24 protein-coding genes and 1 tRNA gene are annotated in these 24894 nt (G+C 71.6%); 14 read left to right on the plus strand and 11 right to left on the minus strand.

The window, feature by feature from the left end; all coding sequences use genetic code 11:
• Positions 1–58: 58 nt before the first annotated feature.
• The 4 genes from ACFY01_RS21110 to ACFY01_RS21125 all read left to right on the plus strand — a co-directional run bounded on the left by ACFY01_RS21110 (position 59) and on the right by ACFY01_RS21125 (position 2628).
• On the plus strand, positions 59–985 hold the full coding sequence (locus ACFY01_RS21110) for a metallophosphoesterase (RefSeq protein ID WP_390737238.1): 927 nt from the start codon (positions 59–61) through the stop codon (positions 983–985).
• Positions 986–1074: 89 nt separating this feature from the next.
• Positions 1075–1827 (plus strand): Pr6Pr family membrane protein, encoded by a 753-nt coding sequence (locus tag ACFY01_RS21115; protein ID WP_390737239.1) that lies wholly within the window; start codon positions 1075–1077, stop codon positions 1825–1827.
• Between the two features lie 66 nt (positions 1828–1893).
• Positions 1894–1967, plus strand: a tRNA-Pro gene (locus ACFY01_RS21120).
• Positions 1968–2253: 286 nt separating this feature from the next.
• On the plus strand, positions 2254–2628 hold the full coding sequence (locus ACFY01_RS21125; protein WP_390737501.1) for a hypothetical protein: 375 nt from the start codon (positions 2254–2256) through the stop codon (positions 2626–2628).
• A 302-nt stretch (positions 2629–2930) separates the two neighbouring features.
• Here the strand turns inward: ACFY01_RS21125 and ACFY01_RS21130 are convergent, their stop codons facing one another.
• A complete protein-coding gene (locus ACFY01_RS21130; RefSeq protein WP_390737502.1) occupies positions 2931–3746 on the minus strand; it encodes a hypothetical protein in 816 nt (271 codons plus the stop codon).
• Positions 3747–3895: 149 nt separating this feature from the next.
• Between ACFY01_RS21130 and ACFY01_RS21135 the strand changes: the two genes are divergently transcribed.
• Positions 3896–5170 carry a phosphatase PAP2 family protein gene (locus ACFY01_RS21135; RefSeq protein WP_390737240.1) on the plus strand — a complete coding sequence of 425 codons (1275 nt, stop codon included), beginning with the start codon at positions 3896–3898 and terminating at the stop codon, positions 5168–5170.
• 236 nt (positions 5171–5406) lie between these two features.
• On the opposite strand, the gene ACFY01_RS21140 is transcribed toward ACFY01_RS21135, so the two are convergent.
• Positions 5407–5892, minus strand: a complete 486-nt coding sequence (locus tag ACFY01_RS21140) for a hypothetical protein (protein WP_390737241.1) — start codon at positions 5890–5892, stop codon at positions 5407–5409.
• Positions 5893–6021: 129 nt separating this feature from the next.
• Between ACFY01_RS21140 and ACFY01_RS21145 the strand changes: the two genes are divergently transcribed.
• From ACFY01_RS21145 to ACFY01_RS21160, 4 genes are all read left to right on the plus strand, one after another.
• Entirely contained in the window at positions 6022–7125 is a 1104-nt protein-coding gene (locus ACFY01_RS21145; RefSeq protein WP_390737242.1) for a sugar ABC transporter substrate-binding protein, read from the plus strand.
• A 76-nt stretch (positions 7126–7201) separates the two neighbouring features.
• Positions 7202–7981 (plus strand): ATP-binding cassette domain-containing protein, encoded by a 780-nt coding sequence (locus ACFY01_RS21150; RefSeq protein ID WP_390737243.1) that lies wholly within the window; start codon positions 7202–7204, stop codon positions 7979–7981.
• The gene (locus tag ACFY01_RS21155; RefSeq protein ID WP_390737244.1) at positions 7972–9249 is read left to right on the plus strand and encodes a sugar ABC transporter permease; all 1278 of its coding nucleotides are present in this window, start codon (positions 7972–7974) and stop codon (positions 9247–9249) included. Before ACFY01_RS21150 ends, ACFY01_RS21155 begins: the two co-directional genes overlap by 10 nt.
• Before the next feature lie 90 nt (positions 9250–9339).
• On the plus strand, positions 9340–9519 hold the full coding sequence (locus ACFY01_RS21160) for a hypothetical protein (RefSeq protein WP_390737245.1): 180 nt from the start codon (positions 9340–9342) through the stop codon (positions 9517–9519).
• Between the two features lie 72 nt (positions 9520–9591).
• Here ACFY01_RS21160 and ACFY01_RS21165 read toward each other — a convergent pair whose 3' ends face one another.
• On the minus strand, positions 9592–10257 hold the full coding sequence (locus tag ACFY01_RS21165) for a TetR/AcrR family transcriptional regulator (protein WP_390737246.1): 666 nt from the start codon (positions 10255–10257) through the stop codon (positions 9592–9594).
• A 109-nt stretch (positions 10258–10366) separates the two neighbouring features.
• Here ACFY01_RS21165 and ACFY01_RS21170 point away from each other — a divergent pair, with 109 nt between their 5' ends.
• Positions 10367–11314, plus strand: a complete 948-nt coding sequence (locus tag ACFY01_RS21170; protein ID WP_390737247.1) for an SDR family NAD(P)-dependent oxidoreductase — start codon at positions 10367–10369, stop codon at positions 11312–11314.
• A gap of 211 nt (positions 11315–11525) precedes the next feature.
• Here ACFY01_RS21170 and ACFY01_RS21175 read toward each other — a convergent pair whose 3' ends face one another.
• Complete coding sequence (locus tag ACFY01_RS21175) at positions 11526–11903, minus strand: hypothetical protein (protein WP_390737248.1); 378 nt, start codon at positions 11901–11903, stop codon at positions 11526–11528.
• 74 nt (positions 11904–11977) lie between these two features.
• Positions 11978–13000: an alcohol dehydrogenase gene (locus ACFY01_RS21180; RefSeq protein ID WP_390737249.1), complete on the minus strand. Its 1023-nt coding sequence runs from the start codon at positions 12998–13000 to the stop codon at positions 11978–11980.
• Positions 13001–13440: 440 nt separating this feature from the next.
• Here ACFY01_RS21180 and ACFY01_RS21185 point away from each other — a divergent pair, with 440 nt between their 5' ends.
• Together ACFY01_RS21185 and ACFY01_RS21190 are read left to right on the plus strand one after the other, a co-directional pair.
• The gene (locus ACFY01_RS21185) at positions 13441–14499 is read left to right on the plus strand and encodes a PucR family transcriptional regulator (protein ID WP_390737250.1); all 1059 of its coding nucleotides are present in this window, start codon (positions 13441–13443) and stop codon (positions 14497–14499) included.
• 55 nt (positions 14500–14554) lie between these two features.
• On the plus strand, positions 14555–14812 hold the full coding sequence (locus ACFY01_RS21190; RefSeq protein WP_390737251.1) for a hypothetical protein: 258 nt from the start codon (positions 14555–14557) through the stop codon (positions 14810–14812).
• A gap of 12 nt (positions 14813–14824) precedes the next feature.
• On the opposite strand, the gene ACFY01_RS21195 is transcribed toward ACFY01_RS21190, so the two are convergent.
• On the minus strand, positions 14825–15589 hold the full coding sequence (locus tag ACFY01_RS21195) for a TIGR03943 family putative permease subunit (RefSeq protein WP_390737252.1): 765 nt from the start codon (positions 15587–15589) through the stop codon (positions 14825–14827).
• Positions 15586–16623 (minus strand): permease, encoded by a 1038-nt coding sequence (locus tag ACFY01_RS21200; protein ID WP_390737253.1) that lies wholly within the window; start codon positions 16621–16623, stop codon positions 15586–15588. The genes ACFY01_RS21195 and ACFY01_RS21200 overlap by 4 nt, the downstream gene beginning before the upstream one ends.
• Positions 16624–16821: 198 nt before the next feature.
• Here ACFY01_RS21200 and ACFY01_RS21205 point away from each other — a divergent pair, with 198 nt between their 5' ends.
• Positions 16822–18669: an NAD-binding protein gene (locus ACFY01_RS21205; protein ID WP_390737254.1), complete on the plus strand. Its 1848-nt coding sequence runs from the start codon at positions 16822–16824 to the stop codon at positions 18667–18669.
• Positions 18670–18877: 208 nt separating this feature from the next.
• Here ACFY01_RS21205 and ACFY01_RS21210 read toward each other — a convergent pair whose 3' ends face one another.
• Together ACFY01_RS21210 and ACFY01_RS21215 are read right to left on the minus strand one after the other, a co-directional pair.
• Entirely contained in the window at positions 18878–19645 is a 768-nt protein-coding gene (locus tag ACFY01_RS21210) for a hypothetical protein (RefSeq protein ID WP_390737255.1), read from the minus strand.
• 404 nt (positions 19646–20049) lie between these two features.
• Positions 20050–21843 (minus strand): prolyl oligopeptidase family serine peptidase, encoded by a 1794-nt coding sequence (locus tag ACFY01_RS21215; RefSeq protein WP_390737256.1) that lies wholly within the window; start codon positions 21841–21843, stop codon positions 20050–20052.
• Positions 21844–21988: 145 nt separating this feature from the next.
• On the opposite strand from ACFY01_RS21215, the gene ACFY01_RS21220 reads away from it, so the two are divergent.
• On the plus strand, positions 21989–22768 hold the full coding sequence (locus ACFY01_RS21220) for an SURF1 family protein (protein ID WP_390737257.1): 780 nt from the start codon (positions 21989–21991) through the stop codon (positions 22766–22768).
• A gap of 214 nt (positions 22769–22982) precedes the next feature.
• Here ACFY01_RS21220 and ACFY01_RS21225 read toward each other — a convergent pair whose 3' ends face one another.
• Both ACFY01_RS21225 and ACFY01_RS21230 read right to left on the minus strand, forming a co-directional pair.
• Positions 22983–24038 (minus strand): hypothetical protein, encoded by a 1056-nt coding sequence (locus ACFY01_RS21225; protein WP_390737258.1) that lies wholly within the window; start codon positions 24036–24038, stop codon positions 22983–22985.
• Positions 24039–24151: 113 nt separating this feature from the next.
• A complete protein-coding gene (locus ACFY01_RS21230; RefSeq protein ID WP_390737259.1) occupies positions 24152–24790 on the minus strand; it encodes a SigE family RNA polymerase sigma factor in 639 nt (212 codons plus the stop codon).
• Between the last annotated feature and the right edge of the window lie 104 nt (positions 24791–24894).

A 24894-nucleotide genomic window follows, 5' to 3' on the forward strand; every position in this document is an offset into this window, starting at 1 on the left:
AGCACCTCGAGGGACGGCCCCGTCTCGACGCCCCGTCAGGGTCTGAGACGATGGGGGTATGCGCGCGCGATACGGAGTACCCCTGGGAGTCGTGGCGGCCGGGGCCGCCGGTCTGGTGTATGCGGCGGGCTTCGAGGTCCGCTCCTTCCGCCTCCGCCGGGTGACGGTGCCCGTCCTGCCCGCGGGCATGCGCCCGCTGCGCGTGCTCCAGGTCTCCGACATCCACATGGTCCGCGACCAGCGCAAGAAGCAGCGCTGGCTGCGCTCGCTGGCGGGCCTGCGCCCCGACTTCGTGATCAACACGGGCGACAACCTCTCCGACCCCGAGGGCGTGCCGGAGGTACTGGACGCGCTCGGCCCCCTCATGGAGTTCCCGGGCGCGTACGTCTTCGGCTCCAACGACTACTACGGCCCCAAGCCCCGCAACCCCGCCCGCTACCTGCTGGAGAAGGTCAGCGGCCGGCACGGCCTGAACGGCAACCCGCCGGTGGTGGGCGCGATCCACAACCCGTGGGAGGACCTCCGGGACGGCTTCGACGGGGCGGGCTGGCTGAACCTGACCAACACCCGGGGCGAGCTCAAGATCGAGGGCGTCTCGGTGGAGCTGACCGGCCTGGACGACCCGCACATCAAGCGCGACCGCTACGCCCGGGTCGCCGGCGGCCCCTCCGCCTCCGCCGACTTCTCGATGGGCGTGGTGCACGCTCCCTACCTGCGCGCGCTGGACGCGTACGCGGCCGACGGCTACCCCCTGATCCTGGCCGGCCACACCCACGGCGGCCAGATCTGCGTCCCCTTCTACGGCGCCCTGGTCACCAACTGCGACATCGACACGGACCGCGTGAAGGGCCTGTCCACGCACACGGCGGAGGGCCGTACGGCCTACCTCCACGTCTCGGCGGGCTGCGGCACGAACCGCTACACGCCGGTACGGTTCGCGTGCCCGCCGGAGGCGTCGCTGCTGACGCTGGTGGCGAAGGAGTAGAAGGCTGCGACCGAGGAAGACGCGGGGGAGGTAACCCACCCGGATCCACCCGGATCGCCCCTTTCGCCCACCCTGCTTAGCGTGAGGGCATGGCGATACCCAGGGACATCCCCGACCTCCCCCCGGTGCCGAGTTCCCCCGCCCTGCCGCTCCCCCCGGTCCCGGCCGCGGCGGTGATGCCTCCCGTACACCGCCCCCTGACCGCGGTCTTCCGCCTGCTGATCGCCGTGCTCGCGACGGCGGGCGTCGCGTTGGAGCTACTGCTCGGCAGCCCGGCCCGGACCCTGAGCTACTTCAGCGTCCAGAGCAACACCCTGCTGGCCCTGGCTTTCGCCGCCTCGGCCCACCGCGCGGCAACGGCCCGCCGCCCCCTGCCGTCGGCGCTGACCGGCGCGGTGCTGCTGTACGCCCTGATCGCGGCGGCGGTCTACCACCTGCTCCTCCCCCACACGACGCCCCCGTTCTCGATGACGGACGCGACCACGCTCCCGGCACGCTGGCACGGCCAGTGGACCGCCCTTCAGCTCCTCCACACGGCCGTCCCCCTCGGAGCCCTCCTGGACTGGCTCCTGCTCACCACCCCCGGTCGCCTGCACCTGCGCCAGGCCACCACCTGGATGCTCTATCCCCTGGCCTACCTGGCCTTCTCCCTCGCCCGGGCCGAACTGCTCCTCCCCGGCACCCCGGCCCGCTACCTCTACCCCTTCCTCGACGCCGACCGGCACGGCTACAGGGGCACCCTCGCCAACGCCCTCCTCCTCGGCCTCGCCTCCTACGCCCTCGCCGTCCTCCTGGTCACCCTCGACCACACCCGCCCGAACCTCGTCCGCCGCCCCCGCTAAACCGGATTTCGTCTCCGGCCACCAGTGGGCTAAAGTAAACGACGTCGCCGCGACGAGCAGCGACACCGGGGTGTAGCGCAGCTTGGCAGCGCGCTTCGTTCGGGACGAAGAGGCCGTGGGTTCAAATCCCGCCACCCCGACAGCCGAAACACCAGGTGATGCACCTAGGAACATTCCTAGGTGCATCACCTGTTTTCGCGTGCCTGTCCATCTGCGTGACTACCGCTCCGGACCCTGCCGTAGCCAGCATGGCGGAACCCCTCGTGCGTCGGAGCTGGGCTCATGGTGATGTTGGGACTGTGTTGGTGACAGTAAGTCATCGATTCACAGCAGAGCGCGAGAGAGGGAATTCCGCCCATGCCTCCGATCCCACTGAAACCTGGTGTCTACAAGCTTCACGCCCACATCATTGGCCCCAGCTCCTTGGTGACTGCCACCGAGTACGCCGTGAAGTACGGCGCCCCCGTCATCACCGACCGCCTCAATCCCCTCCCTATCGACCAGGAGTGGGCCATCGAGCCCGTCGAGCCGGAGCCGGGAGCGCCCTACATGATTCGCCTCGCCGCCAACGAGACCGCGGGGCTGGTGATCGCCGAGGACAAACTCTGGGTCAACAGCGTCCCCAGCAGCGAGTGGGCGAGGTTCACCTTCGAGCCGGTTCTCGGCGGCGTCAAGATCCTCTCGGAGAAGGGCCTCGCCTGGTCCGCCAGCCACCGCGGCGCGCAGATCGAACTCACCACACCCAAGCCCGAGTTCCAGCAGACGTGGACCCTGGAATTCGTGCGCCCGATCGACGAGTAGCACGGGAAGGCCCGGTGCGACCGGCGTTGGTGCCGGCCGACCCTGGGCCGTCTCCGGGCCGTCCGGTCCCACCACTCAAATCTTTCGAACCGGCGTAGGGAACGGTGAGTGCCAACTGCGCGACAACGCCGACGGACAGCGACGGACGACCGCGCACACCTGCGGACCATCGCAGCAGGTGAGAGACACACCGGCCCAAGGTCGAACGCCTGGGTAACAGCAGGTGAGGCACCCAGGAACATTCCTGGGTGCCTCACCTGTTCTCGCGTGCGCACGCCGTCGGGTACCCGGCCAACCGGCCGTCAGTAGCGGTGGCCGGGCCAGTGCGGGTCCGTCCAGCGGGCCTCGTCGGTGAGGCCGAGCAGGCGTATCCGGTGTCGCAGGTCCGGTGATGCGCCCGAGTCGCGGAGCCGGGCCGCGGCGGGTCCGAGGAGCCAGGCGACCAGTTCGGCGCGCGTCTGCTCCTCGTCGTGCTCGTACCAGTCGACGTTCCACGGCAGACCGTCTCCCAGGAGGTCGTACTCCCATTCCGCGACCGCCTCGGCGAGACGTCGGTCACTGAGGGACCCGGTCTGCTTCTCCCAGGCGGCGAGCCAGGGACCGACCGTGCCGGACGCCTCGGCACACATCGCGAAGACCTGGTGCGCCGGAACGGCCGCGTCCGGATCGGTGAGGCTCTGCGCCCACCACGCATGCAGGAACTCGCGGACGGCACCGGCTTGATCGTCCGGCCACTGCTGCCAGCGGCCGCGGGCGAAGCAGTGTCCGGCCTCCTCCAGCCCGAACAGGGGCTCCGCGCGACCGGCGACCAGGACCCTGGCGAACTGCGGCAGGATGCGGCGCAGCACGGCCGCGTGATCGCTCCAGTCGATGGCCTGCCAGGTCCTGCGCAGGAGGTCCGGCTCCAGCTCCACGTCCGGCGCCTTCAGCAGGGCGAGCTCCTCCGGGCTGCCCCAGTGGCACTCGCAGTTGTGCTCGTCCGGATGGGCGGTCATGCCGTGGAAGGTGACCGAGAGGTTGTCCAGGGCGGCGCCGAGACGGCGGCGTTCGGGACCGCCCCCGGCGGCGTTCGCACCATCTGTGAAGAGCTGAGCCGGCCCACAGCCATCCGATAGCATCTTCAAATTCATGTTGATCACCTTCAATAACTAACAAATCGGCCAAACAATTGACATCTATAACATCGCGCGCGTTTTCACGAATAAAGCGTAGATACGGGTTCTCCGCGCGGCCTCAGGCACGGGCCGCGCTATGGGTCACGGCGGGTGTGGTGACCCTTGGATTCCTCGTCGCGCTGGAGATCGCCGCACGTCACTACGGGCTGCCGGGGCCGATCACCCATCAGGTGGAAGAGGTGGTGCTCCCGCCCAAGTCGGGGCCGCTGCTGTACGCCAGCCTGGCGTTGATGATGGTGGTGCTCACCTGGCGGGAGCGGTTCATCGCGGCCGGTGTCGCGGTCGGTATCGACGTCGTGTTTTTCGTGGTGCGGTGGCCGGCCGGTTTCAAGATGACCGAGGGGCACGGGCACCCGTTCGGAAATGGCGCGTTGTGGGTGATTCTGGGCTATGCGGTCATCGCGGTCACACGGCGTACCGGCGCGGAGAGGGCCCTGCTGCTGAAGGGCGTCGGGCTGGCCCTGCTGCTGGTGGCCGGCCGCAAGACCGGTGACACCTGGCTGCTCATCACGTCGAGGACCCGCCCGGTGGTGCTCGACCAGTACGTGGCGACCGCCGATCACGCGCTGGGCAACCCGTCGTGGGTGGTGGGCCGGCTCGTCAGGGCCAGCGGCCCGGTCGGCGCCCATGTCCTCGAGTACGTCTACATCCAGCTCGCGGTGATGGCGGTCGTCGTCACGCTGTACCAGCTGCGGAACGTGGCGGCCGAGCGTCGGTTCCCGCGCCATCATCTGGTGCGCACCTTTCTGGTGATCGGCCTCCTCGGGCCGGGCATCTACATGATCTTCCCGGTGGTCGGGCCGATCTTCGCGTACGGCACCACCGGCGGGCACTTCGCGATGGCCGACCTGTGGCCGAACACGCCGCCGCCGTTCAACGCGCCGCACCCGATGCCGTTCAACGAGGTCACCCCGCGCAACTGCATGCCCAGCCTGCACACGGCGTGGGCCACCGCGATCTTCATCCACTCCCGCAGGGGCCCGCGCGTACTGCGCTACGCGGGCGCGTTCTGGCTGGTCGCCACGCTGGGCGCGACGCTGGGCTTCGGCTACCACTACGGCGCGGACCTCGTCGCCGGTGTGGTGTTCACGCTCACGATCGAGACGGCTCTGCGAGCGCAGGCACGTGGCTGGGACCGGGCGGGAATCCAGTTGGTCGTTCATGGGGCGACGGTCTTCGTCGCGCTCCTGGTGTCGTACCGCTACCTGCCGGTACAGATGGCCGGACACCCGTGGCTGTTCGGACCGCTTCTCGTTCTGGCGATGGCCTCGGTGATCCAGGGGTACGTGCGGACCACCAGACTGTGGGAGCCGAAGGCCGCGCCGGCGCCGCGACCGGAGCCGGAGCCGCAACCCGAACCGGTTTGAACACGCGTGTCATGATCCGGAAACGCGTGCATGACCAGTCGTTTACCTCTCCTTTGTCGCTGCCTGGCGGTCTGTCCCCGTCACCGCATGTCCGCGCGGGACCCCGGACCCCGGACGCCGGACGCCTCAAGGAGACGTATCCATGCCCAGACCCACCCGCCGTCACCTCACGGTCGCCACGGCGCTGGTCGCCGCGGCCACGGCCGCCGTGGCCGTCACCAACGCCGCCGGTGCCTTCAGGACGCGCTGGGGGCGGCGGTCGGGCCCGTGCCCGTCACGTGGACGACGTCGCCGCCCAGCTTGGTGCGGAACCGGTTGAGCATCTTCGGCTGGGCGCTGACCACCCAGCGCGTCCCGACCAGGTACGTGCCCTGGTACGGGCTGATCGAGTCGAGCCAGGTCTGCTGGTACTTCTCCTCGGGGAAGGTGGTGATGAGGTAGTCGCCGTCCTTGGTGTGGCAGATGCCTTCGCGCAGTTCGTCCGCGTCGACCCGGATCTTGACCTCGCAGCCCGTCAGGCCGGCGATGACCTCCACCTTGGCGGGCGCCACGACCTGCGCCTGCTGGGCGGATATCGCCGGGCTCTTCGACTTCCTGCCGTCGGGGGACGCCTCGTCATCGCCAATGCCGCCGCAGGCGACGGTCAGCGGGAGGAGGGCCAGGCTCCCGGCCAGGGCGGCGTGGCGGGCCAGACGGGCGGTGGGCGCGGTGACGGATTTCATGTAGGGGGTACGGGCGGGCGCCGGTGGGTGTTCAGCCAGTACGGGCCGAGCGCTGCGCTGCGCTTGGCTTGAAGTGCTTTTTTCGGGGCATTACGGGACAGATGGGACGTAATCTCTAGGGAATCGAAGATGGGTCTCGGTGCCAGTCTTCCGGCCGTGAGGCGTAGGGCCCTCGGGCGTGCGTCCATGGCGATCGTGGTGGCCGCCGGTCTGGTGCTGGCCGGGGCCTGTAGTGGCGCGGGCAAGGGCGGGAGCCTCACCGTCGGGGTGCTGCTGCCGGGCGGGGGAGCCTCCCGGTTCGGGAAGTTCGACGGGCCGCTGATCGAGAAGCGGCTGAAGGAGCTGTGCCCGCACTGCCCGGCCGCGGCCTTCCAGGCCACCCCCGACCCCGCGGTCCAGCAGCAGCAGCTACAAGCCATGATCATCAGGCGGGTGGACGTGCTGATCGTCGCGGCCATCGACCCCCCGCTGCTCCGCCCGTCGATCGAGGCCGCGCACCGGGCCGGTATCCCGGTCGTCGCCTACGACCGGCTCGCGCAGGGGCCGATCTCCGGTTACGTCAGCTTCAACGGCGCGGAGGTCGGCAGGCAGCAGGGGCAGGCGCTGCTGAGGGCCATGGGCAGTAAGGCGCACGGGGGCCGGATCGTCATGATGAACGGCGCCACGAGCGACCCCAACGCCGGCTGGTTCGAGCGGGGAGCGCTCTCCGTCCTCAAGGGCAAGGTGAAGATCGCCAGGTCGTACGACACCGTCGGATGGCGGCCGGAGAACGCCTTCGCCAACATGAACGGCGCCATCGCCGCCCTGGGCGGGGCCAACATCGACGGTGTCCTGGCCGCCAACGACACCCTCGCCGGCGCCGTGATCTCCGCCCTCAACGCCCACGAGGTCCGGCCACTGCCCCCGATCACCGGCCAGGACGCCGACCTCGCGGGCGTGCGGCGCATCGTCCGGGGCGACCAGTCCATGACCGTCTACAAGCCCTACAAGGACTCCGCCGACGCCGCCGTCCAGATGGCCGTAGCCCTGGCGCGTGACCGGGGGATCGGGTCCATCGCCACCGGCACCGTCGACAGCGGCACCACCAGGAACGTCCCCGCGGTCCTGCTCCCGTCGGTCCCCGTGACCGTCGGCAACATCAAGACGACCCTCGTGAAGGACGGTACGTACACCATCGGCCAGATATGCACCCCGGAGCTCCGGTCCGCCTGCGCCAAGGCCGGGCTCACCTGACGGGCGCTCCCCGAAGGCGGAAGCCCCATGGCGGAAGCCCCAAGGCGGAAGCCCCAAGGCGGAAGGAGGTGGCTCCGTGCCGGTTCAGCCCCTGCTGGCGCTGCGCGGCGTCTCCAAACGGTTCGCCGCCGTACAGGCGCTGGTCGACGTCGAACTGGAGATCAGGGCCGGGGAGGTGGTCGCCCTGGTGGGCGACAACGCCGCCGGCAAGTCCACCCTGGTCAAGGTGATCTCGGGGGTCGGTCCCGCCGACAAGGGGGTCATCGAGTGGCAGGGCCGGGCGATCCAGATCAAGCGTCCCCAGGACGCCCAGGTCCTGGGGATCGCGACCGTCTACCAGGACCTCGCGATGTGCGACAACCTCGATGTCGTCGGCAACCTCTTCCTCGGCCGGGAGATCCACCGGCACGGCGTCCTCGACGAGGTGGAGATGGAGCGCCGCACCCGCGACCTGGTGCACACCCTGTCCATCCGCATCCCCGACGTGCGCGCGCCGCTCGCCTCGCTGTCCGGCGGCCAGCGGCAGGCCGTCGCGATCACCCGCTCGCTCCTCGGCACACCCAGGCTGCTCCTGCTCGACGAGCCCACCGCCTCCCTGGGCATCGAGCAGACCAACCAGCTCCTCGACCTCATCGAGACGCTGCGCGACCGGGGTCTCGGGGTGCTCCTCATCAGCCACAACATGGGTGACATCAAGGCGGTCGCCGACCGGATCGCCGTGCTGCGCCTCGGCCGCAACAACGGCGTCTTCGACGTGAACACCACCTCCCAGGAACAGATCATCTCCTCCATCACCGGCGCGGCGGACAATGCCGTCGCCCACCGCCGGACCCTCCCGGAGGAGACATGGCCGTGAGGGGCAGGGGGACCCGCGCCGGCGACGCCACCGACGCCGCGACGGACACCGGACGGCGACGCGCCGGGCGCCGGTGGTACGCCGGACGCCTCGGGACGTACGCCGGCAAGGCGCGCCGCAGACTGCACGACCGGGACCTCGGGCCCGCGCCGGTCCTGCTCACCCTCGCCGTGATCTGGACGGTCTTCCAGGGCCTCAACGACAACTTCCTCTCCCCGCGCAACCTGTCCGTCCTCAGCGTGGACATGGTCGGGACCGGCATCATCGCCGTCGGTGTCGTCTTCGTGCTGCTGATCGGCGAGATCGACCTGTCGGTGGGCTCGCTCGCCGGCCTGGCGGGCGCCGTGTTCGCGACGCTGAACGTGAACCTCGGAGTGCCGGAGTGGATCGCCGTGATCATCGCGGTGGGCAGCGGTGCGGCCGCCGGGGCCGCCCAGGGTTTCTCCTTCGCCAGGATCGGCGTACCCGCGTTCGTCGTCACCCTCGCCGGCCTGCTGGGCTGGAACGGCCTGATGCTCTACCTGCTGGGGCCGGACGTCAGCATCAACTTCAGCGAGGACGGGCTGGTCGCCCAGCTGACCAGCCGCTATTTCGACGCCGCCGTGGTCATCTATGGGCTGGCGGCGCTCGGCACCGCCGCGTACCTCCTCGCCGCATGCCGCGACCGCAGCCGCCGCAGCGCCGCCGGGATGCCGTACCGGCCGCTCGGGGAGATCTGGGCGCGTACGGGCCTCCTCGCGGTGGTCGCGTTCGCCGCCGTCTACGTGCTGGGCCGGTTCGCGGGCCTGCCGCTGGCCCTCCTGCTCTTCCTCGGCGTCGTCATCGCCTCGGACCTCTTCCTGCGCCGCACGCCCTACGGCCGGCAGATCCTCGCGCTGGGCGGCGGTGTGGAGGCGGCCCGGCGGTCGGGCGTCGACGTGGTGCGCGTACGGATCGCGGTGTTCATGGTGTCGGGCGCCCTCGCCGCGGTCGGCGGGCTGTTCATCGCCTCACGGCTGACCTCGGCCAGCCAGGTCCCGGCCTCGGGCATGCTGTTGGTCAACGCCATCGCCGCCGCGACCATCGGCGGCACCAGCCTGTTCGGCGGGCGCGGCTCGACCTGGTCCGCGCTGCTCGGGGTGCTCATCATCCAGTCGATCGCGTCGGGCATGGCGCTGCTCGGGGTCGAGTCCTCGGTCCAGTTCATGATCACCGGCGGGGTGCTGTTCGCCGCGGTGGTCTTCGACTCGCTGGCGAGCCGTGCCGCGGAGTCGCGGGGGCGGGCCTGAGACTCCGCGCAATGTAGCGCGGACCGCATCAACGGCTTCGCCGTGAAGCCCGTGCACCGGTGGCGCAGCGGCTGCATCACCGGATGGGCCTTGCGGGTAGTTCCGGTCACGGAGGGTTATGGTCGGCCCGTCCACTGGAAGATGCTCGCCGATCTCCTCGGCCTCGCCGACGGCACGGCCCACAACTGGCACAAGCTCAACGGGGGAGATCGCGCCAGCTATGTCGCCAGCCGACTCGAAGCCTCTCAAGCACCCACCGAACCCGAGTAGGGGCCAGGTCCGGCGCACTCGACGGTCAGCTCACGACGCACAGAGGTTTCGGCCTGTTCAGTGCAACGCTGGTCAGCGACGGGGTAGCACGCCCAGGAGGGTTGCGGTCAAGGCCTGCTTCAAATAGTCCTTCAGATCCAGGTGGAAGCGGGCCAGCTCGGGCTCGGCCTCGTAGGCCGCCTGCAGGCTGGGTGGGGGCGTGCTGTACGCCGACAGCGCGCCGGCCATGACCATGGTCTGCAGGCTGAACAGTGTCGCGTTCTCGCCCAGCTCCGGCAGGTGCTTCCGGAGCAGGGCGGTCATGGTTGTCAGGCGGTCCAGGGAGGCGCGCTTGTAGCGTGCCACGACCTCGACGGAGACGTTGTGCTCCAGGACGCTGCCCTGTGCGCCGAAGAGCTCGCACAGCACCATTCGGCCGGACAGCGAGCGGCTGAGGATCTCGGCCACCGCTGCCGCCCGCTCGGGCATGGGGAGGTCTTCGTCGATGCCGGCGGCCAGCTCCCCGGCCAGCTCCGTCAGCCACTCCCGCAAATAGCGGTCGAGCAGCTCCAGCAGCACCGCCTCGCGAGACTCGAAGTAGCGCAGCACGTTCGGCTTCGCCAGGCCTACCCGGCGGCTGAGCTCGTTCAGGGTGACCGCGGCCACAGGCATCTCGTCGAGCATCGCCGACGCCATGTCGAGGATCGCCCGTCGCCGGATCTCCCGCTGCTCTTCGGTTCGCGCCCGCTGGAAAGTCACGCTCCCCAGTCTAGATTACGTACCTTCGGTACGTTGACAAAGTACCGAAGGTACCTTAACGTCGACGACACAAGATACCTTCGGTACTTTAGGCGACTGGGAGTCTGACATGGGCAAGAAGTGGACAACGGCGAACATTCCGGACCAGCGCGGGCGGGTGGCCGTGGTGACCGGGGCCAACACCGGACTGGGGTACGAGACCGCCAAGGCGCTCGCCGAGCACGGGGCGTCCGTGGTGCTCGCCGTGCGCAATGCCGAAAAGGGCATGCAGGCCGCGGCCTGCATGCCCGGCGACGTGACCGTGCAGGCGCTGGACCTGACCTCGCTCGACTCCGTGCAGGCCGCAGCGGCGGCGCTGCACTCCCGGCTCGACCGGATCGACCTGCTGATCAACAACGCCGGCGTGATGTACACCCCGAAGCAGACCACCGCCGACGGCTTCGAGATGCAGTTCGGCACCAACCACCTCGGCCACTTCGCGCTCACCGGGCTGCTGCTTGACCTGATGCTGCCGGTGCCCGGCTCACGCGTGGTGACGGTCAGCAGCACCGGCCACCGCATCCAGGCCGCGATCCACTTCGACGACCTGCACTGGGAGCGGTCCTACAGCCGGGCCGCCGCCTACGGTCAGTCCAAGCTGGCCAACCTGATGTTCACCTACGAGCTGCAGCGCCGACTCGCCGCGCACGGCACCACCGTCGCCGTCGCCGCCCATCCCGGCGTGTCCAACACCGACCTCATCCGCCACACCCCCGCCGCGCTCCGCCTGCCCGTCACCTGGCTCGCGCCGCTGATCACCCAGACACCGGCCATGGGCGCCCTGCCCACCCTGCGCGCCGCCACCGACCCCGGCGCGCTCGGCGGCCAGTACTACGGTCCCGGCGGACGCAACGAGGTCAAGGGCCACCCCCGGCTGGTCACCTCCAGCCCGGAGTCGTACGAGGTGGCCGTCCAGCAGCGGCTGTGGGCCGTCTCCGAAGACCTCACCGGCGTGAAGTTCCCCGTCCTTCAGCCCCAGCAGAACTCGGTTCCCTCCGGATCGGCCATCACGATGTAGCCCGCGCCGGTAGGAGGCGCCGGCTCGTCCGGCGCTCCGCCGCCCGACGGTCGGCGCGATCGAGAAGAGCCGCTACCGGAACATGCGGGAGCCGCGTCCGCGTAGCGGTGAGACGGTGAGCAGGCCCATGTCCGTGGGCGCACGGAGCGGCGCCCGACAGCGCTGCCGCCGCCGGGCGCCGCTCCGTGTCCTGGCGCGGTCCTGGCGCGCCTCAGCGTCCTTCCTTCCGCCTGCCGCGCAGCAGCCAGGTGGCTCCGCCGATGGCCAGGGCGACCGGCCACTCGAGAGCCCCGGCCACCGCGAGTGCTCCCAGGCCGCCGTAGAAGACCATGTCCCGGGCGGGCAGTTCCTCTCCTCTGCCGAGGTAGGGGATGGGAACCGGAGGGCGGAACGTGCGAGTACGCAGGTGGAGGCCCGCGCCGTCAGGATGCGTCTCCTCGGTCCGGCCCTGCTGAGCCGCTGAACTCCCTGTCGTCGTCCGCGTGCTCGGGGTGCTCTGTTCGCTCCAGGTACTGCGGGTCTGCTGCTGCCCCTTTTGGGCCCGGACCCGCGCGGCGGGCTCGAGCACGGTCTGAGCTGCAGTGGTCATCCCGTCTCCTCCTCTCCTTCGAGTCGGTACGGATGTTCCTCTTCCATCCTCCCTCGCACGCCTCGGCCCCGCCCTCACGGCATGGTGAGCACCATCCGGAAACGGGCCGCGCCGGACATCATCCGCCGGTAGGCCGCGTCGGCCTGGTCCAGGGGGACGGGCTCGATCATCGGGCGGATGCCGTGCAGGGCGCTGAAGGCCATCGTGTCCTCGGTGTCCTGGGAGGTGCCGGAAGCATGGCCGCGGACGACCCTGCCGCCCATGATGAGCTCGGTGGGACTGATCCGCATCGGCTCGGCGGCCGCGCCGAGCACCACCAGCTCGCCCCGGTGACGGAGCCCCTCCACGGCCGCCGTGATCGCGTCGGAGTTGGCGGCGGTGGCCAGGACCACCCGGGCGCCGCCGAGGGACCGCAGGGCGTCCGCGACGGATGTGTCCGCGGTGCTGTCGATGTAGTGGTGGGCGCCGAGTTGCTTGGCGAAGTCGGCCTTGTCGGCGCCGCGGGCGATGGCCACCGTTTCGAAGCCCATGGCCGCCGCGTACCGCACTCCCAGGTGGCCCAGGCCGCCGATGCCCAGTACGGCGACCAGGTCGCCGGGGCGTGCCGTGCTACGCCGCAGCCCGTTGAACACGGTGATGCCGGCGCAGGCCAGGGGTGCCGCGTCGGGCGCCGCCAGGGCGTCGGGGATGCGGGCCAGGGCGTCCTCCGGGACGATGACGTTCTCCGCGTAGCCCCCGTCGTACGCCCAGCCGGGGACCTTCAGGTTCTCGCACATGACGAAGTCGCCCTGCCGGCAAGGGGTGCAGTGGCCGCAGCTGCCGCCGAACCAGCCCACCGCCACCCGGTCGCCCACCTGCCAGACGTCGTCCGTTGCCTCGCCGACCTTGTCGATGCGCCCGGCGATCTCGTGGCCGGCGACCACCGGGAAGGTGATCCCCGGCACGGCCGCGTTCACGAACAGGGCGTCGCTGTGGCAGACCCCGCAGGCCTCCACGGCGATCCGTACGTGGCGCGAGCCCGGCTCCGGCACCTCACGCTCGACGATCTCGAAACGGCCACCGGCCTCGGTCACCTGCGCGACTCGATGCGTACTCATCGGGGTCTCCCGGGGGTGCGGGTACGGGTCCGAAAGGACACCCCCTGAACCATCAGACCAGCTACGACTGGTTCACGCGCGTCGGGTCGCCGGGGATGGGGCCGCGGTGTCTCGGGGCGGGCCGGGCCGGCGAGGTGGTAGCCGTTGAGGTCGGTGCCGATGACCTGGATGATCCGGTCCCGGAACTCCTCCGCTCTCTCCCGTCGTACGCCCTGTACGACGGCCCCGCACGCTCGGGGGCGGCGCACCGAGGTCCCGGTGCCGGGCGCCCGCCATCTGCCGGGCTCCGGCATCGGGACCATCCGCAGTGCTCCCCTCGGGTCATGGTGCACGTCCCGCGCGCACCGGCGCATTGCCGGTTTCCGGCAGTGTTCATTAGGGTCAGCGTGCCGGGGCCGCCAGGAAAGCGTCACCGGCGCGTCAGAATCCGGGGGGACGACGTGACGGAGTACGAGATACCCGACCAGTATCTGCGCGGGTATGCCCAGCTCCTGGCGGACGTCTCCGCCACCGGCCGGCGCCTGAACCGGGACGAGATCGAGGCCCGGCGCGTCCTGGGCGAACAGGCCGCCGAGGCCGGCCACGGACTGCGCGCCCTGGTCAGGGCCCATCTGGCCGCCGCCCGCGCCGCCTGGCCCGGCGGCCCCGGTTCGACCGACAGCGCCCTGGCCGCCGTGCAGCAGGCCGTCGACGCCTTCGCCGAGGGCTACGAACGCGCCCAGCGGCACGCCGTACGCCAGGAGGAGGCCGCCCGCCGGGAGTTCATCGACGACCTCCTGTACGGCCGCAGCGACCTGGGCCGCCTCGCCGAACGCGCCGAACGCTTCGGGCTGCGCCTGTCGCAGACCCACGCGGTCGCCGTGGCGCAGGGGCCGACGGCGTACGACGAGAGCGGCCCGGTCCCCCGGCAGGTGGAACGCTCGCTCATCGCCCGGTTCGGCGGCCGCAGCATCCTGCTCACCACCAAGGGCGGCCGGATGCTGTGCGTCGCGCCCGGCGACGACGAGGAGATCCTCACCCACTTCGCCAAGCAGGTGTACGCGGCCTCGGACGGCGGCCAGGTCGCGATCGGCCGCCCGCAGCCCGGCGCCGGTGGGGTCGTGCAGTCGTACGAGGAGGCCCTCAACACGCTGGAGCTGGCCGAACGGCTCCAGCTGGAGGGCCCGGTCCTGCGCGCCGCCGACTTACTCGTCTACCCCGTCCTCACCCGCGACCGGCAGGCCATGGCCGACCTCGTGCGCGCCGCGCTGGGCCCGCTCACCACCGCCCGGGGCGGCGCCCAGCCGCTCCTGGACACCCTGACGGCCTATTTCGACTGCGGTTGTGTGGCCGCGGAGGCCGCCCGCCGGCTGTCGCTGAGCGTGCGCGCCCTGACCTACCGGCTGGCACGCATCCACCGCCTCACCGGCGCCGATCCGTCCGACCCCACCCACCGCTACATGCTTCAGACGGCGGTGATCGGTGCCAGGCTGCTGGACTGGCCGGCCAGACAACTGTGACGTGCCGCCTCTGTGACGTGCTGCGTTTTGCGCGCGCCGGGCGCATGGTGGTGGCATGAGTACGGGTCCTCCAGTGGTGGTGCTGCCGCCGGCCTCGGACGGTGGCCGGCAGGTGACGGTGCGCGGTGAGCACGTGGGGACGGCGTACGACCTGTTCGACGTGCTGGACCTCGTACACCGTGCGGGGCTCCCCGCCGAGGACCAGGCCGTCGACGATCCCGAACTGATCGAGTGGCGCGGTGGCGGGCCGTACGACTTCAACGGCGGCGCCGAGGACGGCGGCGCCGGCCGGGGTGAGAAAGCGGACCAGTGAGTCCCCCCGGTGTCAGGTGTTCCACGACTCGTCGTACGGGTCGTGCGGCGTGGGCACCGGGCGGGCGGCGGTCACCTTCAGGAACGGGATCGGCCCGTTGTTGACCGGGTCCTTGACCTGCTTCGGCGTGTACGTGCCCGTCACCTCCAGCCAGCTGTCGGGTTGCAGGACCGGCGGGATCTTCCCCATCAGGCCGATCTTCACCGGCTGGGCGTCGGCGGCACAGCAGTTGAGGGCCATCCGGACCAGGTACGGGGTGCCGGCGCGGTCCAGGGCGACGAACCCGGTGATGCGGACCTGGCGGCCGCCGAGGGAGCGGCCGTGGTCGTAGACGGCGCGGCCCGCGTAGTCGACCAGGCCGATCGGCACCGGGTTCGCGGCCGGCAGGGACGTGTAGCCGTACGGCTGTTGCAGGGCGGTACCGGTGCGCATGGCGCTGTAGGAGCCCAGGGCGGGCGGGGCGACCAGGATGAGGGCCAGGAGGGGGAGGATCAGCAGCCAGGAGATGCGGGGCTCGGGGTGCGCGTGACCGTGGTCCTCCGCGTCGTCGTGGCCGTCGGTCGCGGGCATGGACCCGGCCGCGGGCGGCTTGCGCCGGGCGCGTTTCCACTCGTACCAGGCCGTCGCGAGCGCCGTCACCACCAGCAGCGCGCCGGCCGTCAGCAGCAGCGGTTGCAGCCCCGCCTTCACATAGCGCAGGTAGAGGTCGGTGAGGCCCGCGTGCAGCAGGGCCGCGCCGGTCAGGAACAGGACCGCCGCCTGGGCCTGCCGGTTCACAGCAGCACCGCCCCGGTCAGCACCGCGCCCACGATGGCGAGGGCGAAGGTGGCGGGGGCGAAGCGCAGGGCGAAGCCCCGGCCGAAGGTGCCCGCCTGCATCGCGAACAGCTTCAGGTCGATCATCGGGCCGACGACCAGGAACGCCAGCTTGGCCGTGAGCGAGAACTGGGTGAGCGAGGCCGCCACGAACGCGTCCGCCTCCGAGCAGATCGACAGCAGTACGGCGAGGACCGCCAGGGCGAGGACCGAGACCGCCGGGTTGCCGGCCGCGGTACGTAGCCAGCTCGCCGGGGCCACCGCCTTCAGCGTCGCCGCGGCCATCGCGCCGAGCACGAGGAAGCCCCCGGCGTGCATCAGGTCGTGCCGGACCGAGCCCCAGAACGCCTCGCCCTTGCTCTCCCCCTCGTGCGCGGCGTGCGCGGGCGGCCGGATCCAGTCGGTACGGCCGACCCGCTGCCACAGCCAGCCCATCGCGCACGCCACCAGCAGGCTTCCGGCGAACCGCCCCAGCACCATCTCGGGGTTCCGCGGGAAGGCGACGGCGGTGGCGGTCAGGACGATCGGGTTGATCGCCGGGGCGGAGAGCAGGAACGCGATCGCCGCGGCGGGCGTCACCCCGCGCCGGACCAGCGCCCCGGCCACCGGCACCGACGCGCACTCGCAGCCCGGCAGCACCGCGCCCGCCAGCCCGGCGACCGGCACGGCGAGAGCGGGCCGGCTGGGCAGTGCGCGGGCGAAGAACGACGGCGGCACGAACACCGCGATCCCCGCCGACAGCAGGACACCGAGGGCGAGGAAGGGCAGGGCCTGCACGACCACCGCCACGAACACCGTCATCCAGCTCTGCATCACCGGCGCCGACAGCGCCCCGCGGATCGGGCCCTGGAGGACCACCACCAGGATCAGCAACAGGGTCAGCGCCAGCGGGGAGTTGAGGTGCCAGCCGTCCTGCTCCGGCCGCTTCCCGCCGCCGGCCGGCGCGCCGGCGTCGTCGGGGGCCCGCCCGGGCGGGGCTTCTTCGGTGATGGCCACGGGTGGGGTACCTCCGCGTACGGGCGCTGGTCCGCGATCTGGGTGCGTCTTCTCCCTCCCCTTCAGTACGGCACCCGGACGCCCGGCGTTCAGATGATTGCTGGAACCACCCGTCCCTTTGGGGCAGTCTTTTCCCTCGTGGCGAGCGTTCCGTATCAAGGTGGGCACAGTGGTGGGCACAACGGTGCGCCCGCGCGCATGCTGGTGTGCGGGGACGACGGGCTCGCGCACCGGCTGGCCGCCGAGTTGCGCGGGGTGTACGGGGAGCAGGTGACGCTCGTCGTACCGCCGAACGAACGCACGGCGCGCCCACCGGTCGTAGGGCGGGCGCGAGCCGCGTCGGCGCTCCTCGACCGGGTGGTGAACGCCGCGGTGGGGCGCGGCCCCGCGGCTGCGGGCGGCAACAGCGGCAGTGCCGGCAGCGGTGAACCACCGCGGGGCGAGCGGCTGTTGGAGGCCGTCGAACCCAGCGAGGCGGTGCTCGCCGAGGCGGGCGTCGAGCAGGCGGTCGCGCTGGCGCTCGTGTACGAGGACGACGAGACCAACATCCGTGCCGCGCTCACCGCCCGGCGGCTCAACCCGCGGCTGCGGCTGGTCCTCAGGCTCTACAACCGGCGGTTGGGCCAGCACATCGAGGAACTCCTCGACCAGGCCGCCACGTTGGCCGGGAACGACGCCGCCGCCGGGGAGGCGTCCACGGTCGTGCTGTCCGACGCCGACACCGCCGCGCCCGCGCTGGCGGCCACCGCGGTCGCCGGCACCAGCAAGGTCGTACAGACCGACGGGCTGCTGCTGCGCGCGGTGGAGCGGCCGCCGCCGCGGCCGGGACAGGTCGCCGACCCGGGGCTGTGCACGCTGGCGCTGCTGTCCAGCAGCGATCCGGCCGGGGCGGACGGGGCGGAGGGCAGCGGGGAGCAGGGGCCCCGGCTGCTGCCCGACGCGGCTCAGGTGCGGGACGCCGGCGGGCGCGCGGCCGTGGTGCTGGAGCAGGTGTCGTACTCCGCCGGGACACCGCTGCCGACGGGGCGCGGCGTCGGGGTCGTGCCGCCGTTCGCCTCGCTGTTCTCACCGCGGCTGCGGTGGTCGCTGGCCGGGATGGTGGGGTGCGTGGTGGCGCTGGCGGTCGCCCTGTCGGTGGTGACCGGGATCCATCCGCTGAGCGCCTTCTACCTGACGCTGCTGGACATGTTCGCCATCGACGACCCGGCGATCGGCAAGTCCCTCGGGCGGCAGATCCTCCAGCTGCTGTCCGGGCTGGTGGGGCTGTTGCTGCTGCCCGTGCTGCTGGCCGCGGTCCTGGAGGCGCTGGGCACCTTCCGGACCGCGTCCGGGCTGCGCAAACCGCCGCGCGGGCTGGGCGGGCACGTGGTGCTGCTGGGCCTGGGCAAGATCGGCACACGGGTGCTGGTGCGGCTGCGGGAGCTGGGCATCCCGGTGGTGTGCGTGGAGTCCGGCCCCGAGGCGCGAGGGCTGGCGGTGGCCCGGCGGCTGCGGGTGCCGGTGGTGCTGGGCGACGTGACGCAGGAAGGGGTCCTGGAGGCCGCCAAGATCCACCGCGCGCACGCCCTGCTGGCGGTGACCAGCGCGGACACGACCAACCTGGAGGCGGTGCTGTACGCGCGGTCCGTACGCCCGGATCTGCGCGTGGTCCTGCGGCTGTACGACGACGACTTCGCGACCGCCGTGTACCGCACCCTGCGGGCCGCGCACCCCCAGGCCCAGACCCGGAGCCGGAGCGTGACCCACCTGGCCGCGCCCGCCTTCGCCGGGGCGATGCTCGGGCGCCAGATCCTCGGGGCGATTCCCGTGGAGCGGCGGGTGCTGCTGTTCGCGGTGATGGACGTGGGCGGGCATCCGCAACTGGAGGGACGGACGGCCCGGGCGGCGTTCCGGCCCGGGGCCTGGCGGGTCCTGGCACTGGAGGGACGACCGGACGCGGACGAGGAGTACGTGCTGCGCGCGGAGGACCGTGTACTCCTCGCGGCCACCCGCCGGGGCCTGGCGGAACTCCTGGGCCGACACCAGCCACCAGGACCGGTGGGCTGAGCGGGCGCCGGACGAGTCCTCGGCCACACCGATCCCCCACCGCCGGGAGTGGGCGGCGACACCAAGTGCTGCGCGCGGACCCGGTGGCTGCTCGCGGACCCGCGCCCGGAACCGGCGGAGCTCCCGGGCCGACACGGAGCGCCCGCCCAGCCACCGGGAGCGGCGAGCTGAACGGGCGCCGGTCAGGGACTGCCGGGCGGGTTCCGGGTCACGGGGATTCCGTGCCGCCGGGGGTGGGCGGCGAGGCCAAGTGCTCCTGGGGGGCCCGCGAGCGGTGCCGTGGGGTGGCTCGGCGGGGCGGTCGGGTCAGGGTGATCTGGCGGACGAGCTGCTGGAAGCAGGCCAGTGCCGCGACTCCGGGCAGGGCCGCCGACGCCGTGTCCTCGATGGTCCGGGGGGCCTGCACCACGCAGAGCAGTACCGCGACGGAGGAGAAGAGCAGCACGACGAACCACGAGTGCACGGCCCGCCGCTGGTGCAGCGCCGCCCGCAGGATGGACAGCGATCCAGCCATCCAGGGCCCGTAGACCAGCATGGGCCACCACGCGTCGGAGCCACCCTGGTCGTGCGAGGTGACGACGAGCAACGGCTCGTAGGTGGCCAGGCCGCTGAAGACGCTCACCATCGACACGATGATCGCGGCCAGTGCGGCGATGAGGAAGCTGGCGATGCGCAGTCCGCCGATGCGCCGGTGCGCCGGAATTCTGCGGTGCCCCCGGCGGGGCCCCCGCACCGGCGGCAGGTCGGCCTGGATGTCCTGGAGGTGCCGCATGGGGCTGCCGGCCGGAGGAGCGGTGACCGACGCCTCGTCACGAGGGTGCGGCACGGACCTCGCGGCCTCCTCCTGGCTGGCCTTCTGGAGCAGGTAGGCCAGTTCCTCGGCCGGGTCCCAAGCCGGATCCGGCGACGATTCGTCGAACTCGTCCAGGTAGTCGGTGCTGCCGTGCCACATACGGCCGTAGCGCTCGTCATTCATGAGAAGGACAGTGCGCAGGCCCAGCGACCGGCGAGGTCGGATTCCAGCTTCCGGACAGCGGTGAGGAAATTCTGGAGCAAGGGGTCGGTGACCTGAAGTACGACAGGCACACCATCCTTACTGAGGATTCCCGGAGTATAGACGTACGGTCCCACCGTCACCCCGTACAGGCCGACCGACTCGCCAGGATCGCTTGCATTAGCCATGCCCGACTAACGTCGGCCCTTTTCACTTGGATGCGCGGCGATCGGGTGAACAACCACACGGAAAAACGCTTAAAATAACCCTCCTTTCTTCCGGATCTAAAGCAGCGCGGATAACCAGACTGAAAAAGAAACGTAAGTCGCATTGCACACAGTCCACCGCGCCGGGGCCGTGCGCGCGGACACGCACGGCCCCGCACCTCACACCGTCGGCTTCAGGTGCCTCGCCGCGAAGTCCAGCTCCAGCCGCACCTGCTTGATCCGCTCGTCCACCACCAGCGATCCGTGCCCCGCGTCGTAGCGGTACACCTCGTGGACGGCCCCACGGGACTCCAGTCGCTTGACGTAGTTGTCGATCTGGCGGATCGGGCAGCGGGGGTCGTTGACGCCGGCGGAGATGTAGACGGGTGCCTTGACCTGGTCGACGTAGGTGAGGGGGGAGGAGGCCTCGAAGCGGTCGGGGACCTCCTCCGGGGTGCCGCCCAGGAGGGTGCGGTCCATGGCCTTCAGGGCTTCCATCTCGTCGTGGTACGCGGTGACGTAGTCGGCGACCGGGACGACGGCGATGCCCAGGGTCCAGAAGTCCGGCTGGGTGCCGATGCCGAGCAGGGTGAGATAGCCGCCCCAGGAGGCGCCGGTCAGGATCAGACGCTCGGGGTCGGCGAGCCCGGAGGAGACCGCCCACTCGCGGACCGCGGCCACGTCCTCCAGCTCGATCAGACCCACCCGGTGCTTGAGCGCGTCCGTCCAGGCCCGGCCGTAGCCCGTGGAACCCCGGTAGTTGATCCTGACCACCGCGTAGCCGTGGTCCACCCAGGCGGCCGGGCCCGCGGCGAAGGCGTCGCTGTCGTGCCAGGTCGGGCCGCCGTGCAGGTCGAACACCGTCGGCAGGGGGCCCGTCGCGCCGGCCGGCTTCTGGACCAGGGCGTGGATACGGCCGCCGGGTCCCTCCACCCACACGTCCTCCACGGGGACCGAGCCCGGACACTTCAGGCCCGGCGGGTCCAGGACCACCCGGCCCGTCGTCGAGCGGACCGACGACGGCTCGGCGGCCGAGGACCAGAGGTACTCCACGCTGCCGTCGGGGCGGGCCGTCGCGCCGGAGACCGTGCCCGGCGGGGTGGGGATCCTCGTCAGCTCGCGGCTGCCCAGGTCGTACCGGAACACCTCGCTGCGGGCCTTGAAGCTGTGGGCGACGAGCAGCGCCGACCCGTCCGGATACCACTCCGCGCTCACGTCACCCGGCAGGTCCAGCACCAGGTCCGTCTCCTCACCCGAGGCGACGTCCCAGACCAGCGGCTCCCACCGGCCGCGCCGCTGGTGACCGATGAGCAGCCGCGTGTCGCCGTCGATCGGGGCGAAGCCCAGCACCTCCAGGCCCAGTTCCTCGGTGCCGCCCCTGGTGTCGTCCAGCTCGGCGACCGCCGTGCCGTCCGGGCGCAGCACGCGCAGCGCCGAGTGCATCGCGTCGCCGTGCTCCGTGTGCTCTATGGCGATCAGGGAGCCGTCGTGGGAGAGGTCCCCGACGCCCGCCGACTCCCGGTGCCGGTACAGCTCGAAGGGCGCCTCGCCCTCCCTCGCCACGTGGATGGTCGAACCCTCGTCGTCCGTCGAGCGCCCGACGACCGCCGTACGCCCGTCCCGGGACAGGGCCAGGCCCGCCGGGTAAGAGGGCTCCAGGCCCGGGGTAGCCAGTTCGTCCTCGCCGCCCGTGAACCGCTGGCGGCGCCACACCCCGAACTCGTCGCCGTCCTTGTCGTCGAACCACCAGATCCAGGCGCCGTCCGGGGAGAGCACGCCGTCCGTCGTGCCGTTCGGCCGGGACGTCACCTGGCGCTGCTCTCCACTCGTGCGGTCCCAGGCGTACAGCTCGTACGTCCCTGTCGCGTTCGACACGAACAGGGAGCGGTGCGGCGCGTCCTCCGCCCAGTCGGGCAGCGAAACCCGCGGCGCCCGAAAGCGCTTCTCCCAGTCCGGCATGTTGCTCTCACTCATGGCCCCAGTCATGCGCCCATACTGCCCGTCCACGACGACAAATAGCTGGTGGGTGTGCGCAGCCTGTGGATAACTTTTGCGATCATGCGCCTCCGGAGGCCTCCCGGGTCCGGGGCCCGCGGCGGGCCCCCGTACCGTTGACGGCGTGTACCGCTTTCTGCTGACACCCCGCTGGTGGGGCATCAACGTCTTCGTGCTGCTCGCCATCCCGTTCTGCGTCTTCATGGGGTCCTGGCAGCTGAGCCGGTTCGAGGCGCGGGTGCAGGACCACCGCGACGCCGGCGAGCGGGCCGTGTCCGACCGGCACGAGGCGGCCCGGCCGCTGGCCGAGCTGCTGCCCGTGGACCAGAACACCTCGGGCAGGCAGGTCACCGCGACCGGGCGGTACGGCAAGCAGCTCCTCGTGCCCGGCCGGGAGCTGGACGGCAAGAACGGCTTCTACGTGCTGACGCTGCTGCGGACCGACTCCGGGCGGGCCCTGCCGGTCGTACGCGGCTGGCTGCCCGGCACCGCGGATCCGGCCGCGGCGCCCGCCCCGCCGGCCGGCCGGGTCACCGTCACCGGGGCGCTCCAGGCCTCCGAGACGCCCGGGGACAACGGCGTCAGCTCGGCGGGCGGACTGCCGGCCGACCAGACGGCGGCGATCAGCTCCGCGTCGCTGGTGAACCTGGTGCCGTACCGGGTGTACGACGCCTGGGTCACCCTCGACAAGGGGGACTCGGGGATGAAGGCCGTCCCGGCGAGCGCCCCCGCCGGCTCGGGGCTGGACCTCAAGGCCTTCCAGAACCTCGGCTACACCGGAGAGTGGTTCGTCTTCGCCGGCTTCGTCGTCTTCATGTGGTTCCGGCTGCTGAGGCGGGAGGTCGAGTTCGCGCGGGACGCTGCGCTGGGCTTGGTGCCGGATCAGGAGACCGCTGGGGTGTGACCCCTTTTCCGGTGCACCGGGGTCCGGCTCGGGCAGGGGTTGCGCAACCCGGCGCTACGGGGTGCCGCTGCGCCCACCCGTGCCGCCCCAGCGGCACGACTGCCCGCAGCTACGTCGGCGCCGGTGCGGATTATTCAGCCCGTCCGGCGTTTGAGGACGAGGCCGTTCAGGCCGATCGGGGACCCAGGGGGCGGAGCCCCCTGGCGGGCCCGGATCAGGCCCCCGAGAGCACCCCGGTCCAGTACACGGTGCCGGCGCAGGCGTTGGGTACCGTCACGGCCGCCGTAGGGGAGCCGCCCTCCGCGGTGTGGGACACCACCACGCTGCCGTCCGCCGTGCCGTCCGCCGCGAAGAGCTGGGTGGTGGTCCCGGAGGAGGTCGTACCGGAGGTGTCCGTGCTGCCGGTCGCACCGGTGTCCTGCGTGGGCGTCGGGTCGGGCGTGGGGCCGCCTGTCTCCGAGCCGCCGCCGGTGTCCGTGCCGCCGCCGGTCGTGGGGCAGGTCTCGGACGGGACGAAGGCGAACTTCTCCTCGTACGCGGCGCCGGGCAGCAGCACCAGGCCGGAGGCCTCCAGCGACGGGTCGGGCAGGCCCGCCGCCGCGTCGCCGGACACGTGCCGGGCCGTGAGGATCTTGGTGGGGTCCGCGGCGCCCTGCGCGGCGGCGCCCACGCTGCCCGGGCCGCCGACGGTGCAGCTGGTGGAGGAGACGTTGACGACGCGGAAGGTGCCGTAGACCGCACCGGTCGAGTCGGGCGCGTTGACGGTCCCCGTGGCCGAACCCAGCTGGGCCGCCGTGCACACCGAGGTGGCGGTGCCCGCGGTGGCGGAGGGGTTCGCGCCGCCGGTGGAGCCGGGGCCGGTGCTCGTGCCCTTGTCCTTGCCGGAGGGCTTCGTGCCGCCCTTGTCCTTGCTGTCCGGCTTGCCGCTGGAGCCGCCCGCGGTGCTGGCCCCGCCGTCGGGGTTCTTGCCCGAGCCGCCGCTCTGGGCCTGGGAGGCCTGGCCGGCCATGGAGGTGTTGGGGTCGGAGCCCGGGGAGTTGGAGACGTGCACCAGGGCCGGGATGGCGGTGCCGATGAAGAGCGCCGCGGCGGCCATGCCGACGACGGCCTGCCGCTTGCGCGCCCGCCGGGCGGGCACCGCGCGCCGCAGGTGGTCGAGTGTGCCGTCGCGCGGCTCGATGCCGTCGACGGCCGAGTGCAGCAGCCGGCGCAGGTCCAGCTCGTCCGAGTCGAGCCTGTCAGGGCTCTGGTCGGTTGGGCCGTGGTTCACAGTTCCGTTCCCAGCGTGCGTTGGCGTGTGCTCTTGCTCGTCCTGCTTCGTCGGCTCGTGCCAGGCATAGGGTTCGTGGCGGTCGTGGGAGCCGCCCTCTTCCACGCGGTCGCTCATGACGTCGCCGCCTCCATGGAGACCCGGAGGGCCGCGATGCCGCGCGAGCCGTACGCCTTCACGGAGCCCAGCGATATCCCGAGCGTCTCGGCGACCTGGGCCTCGGTCATGTCGGCGAAGTAGCGCAGGACGAGGACCTCGCGCTGGCGGCGCTGGAGGCCCTTCATCGCCTTGATGAGGTCCCGGCGCTCCAGGGAGTCGTACGCGCCCTCCTCCGCGCTCGCCATGTCCGGCATCGGCTTCGACAGCAGCTTCAGGCCGAGTATGCGGCGGCGCAGTGCGGAGCGGGAGAGGTTGACGACGGTCTGGCGGAGGTAGGCGAGCGTCTTCTCCGGGTCCCGGACGCGCTTGCGGGCCGAGTGGACGCGTATGAAGGCCTCCTGGACGACGTCCTCGCAGGAGGCGGTGTCGTCGAGGAGGAGCGCGGCCAGGCCGAGCAGCGAGCGGTAGTGGGCCCGGTAGGTCTCGGTGAGGTGGTCGACCGTGGTGCCGGCCGCGACGGTGTCCTCGGTGGTCCCGGCACTCTCGGCGCTCTCACGCGGAGCCGGTACGCCGTCGCGCTGGTTCGGGATGCGGGTGGGCCGCGCTGCGGGCATGGGCGCGATCACCGGCATGCCGCCGGGCGTGCCGGGCATGCGGGGTCGGAGCGTCGCACGGGGCCGGAAAGGCGTGCCGTGGGGCGCCACAGTGAAGTCGAGTACCTCTGCCACGCCTGTTGGACACGCTTCCCCCCGTCGGG

Source organism: Streptomyces sp. NPDC001480, assembly GCF_042894725.1.
Taxonomy (GTDB): domain Bacteria; phylum Actinomycetota; class Actinomycetes; order Streptomycetales; family Streptomycetaceae; genus Streptomyces.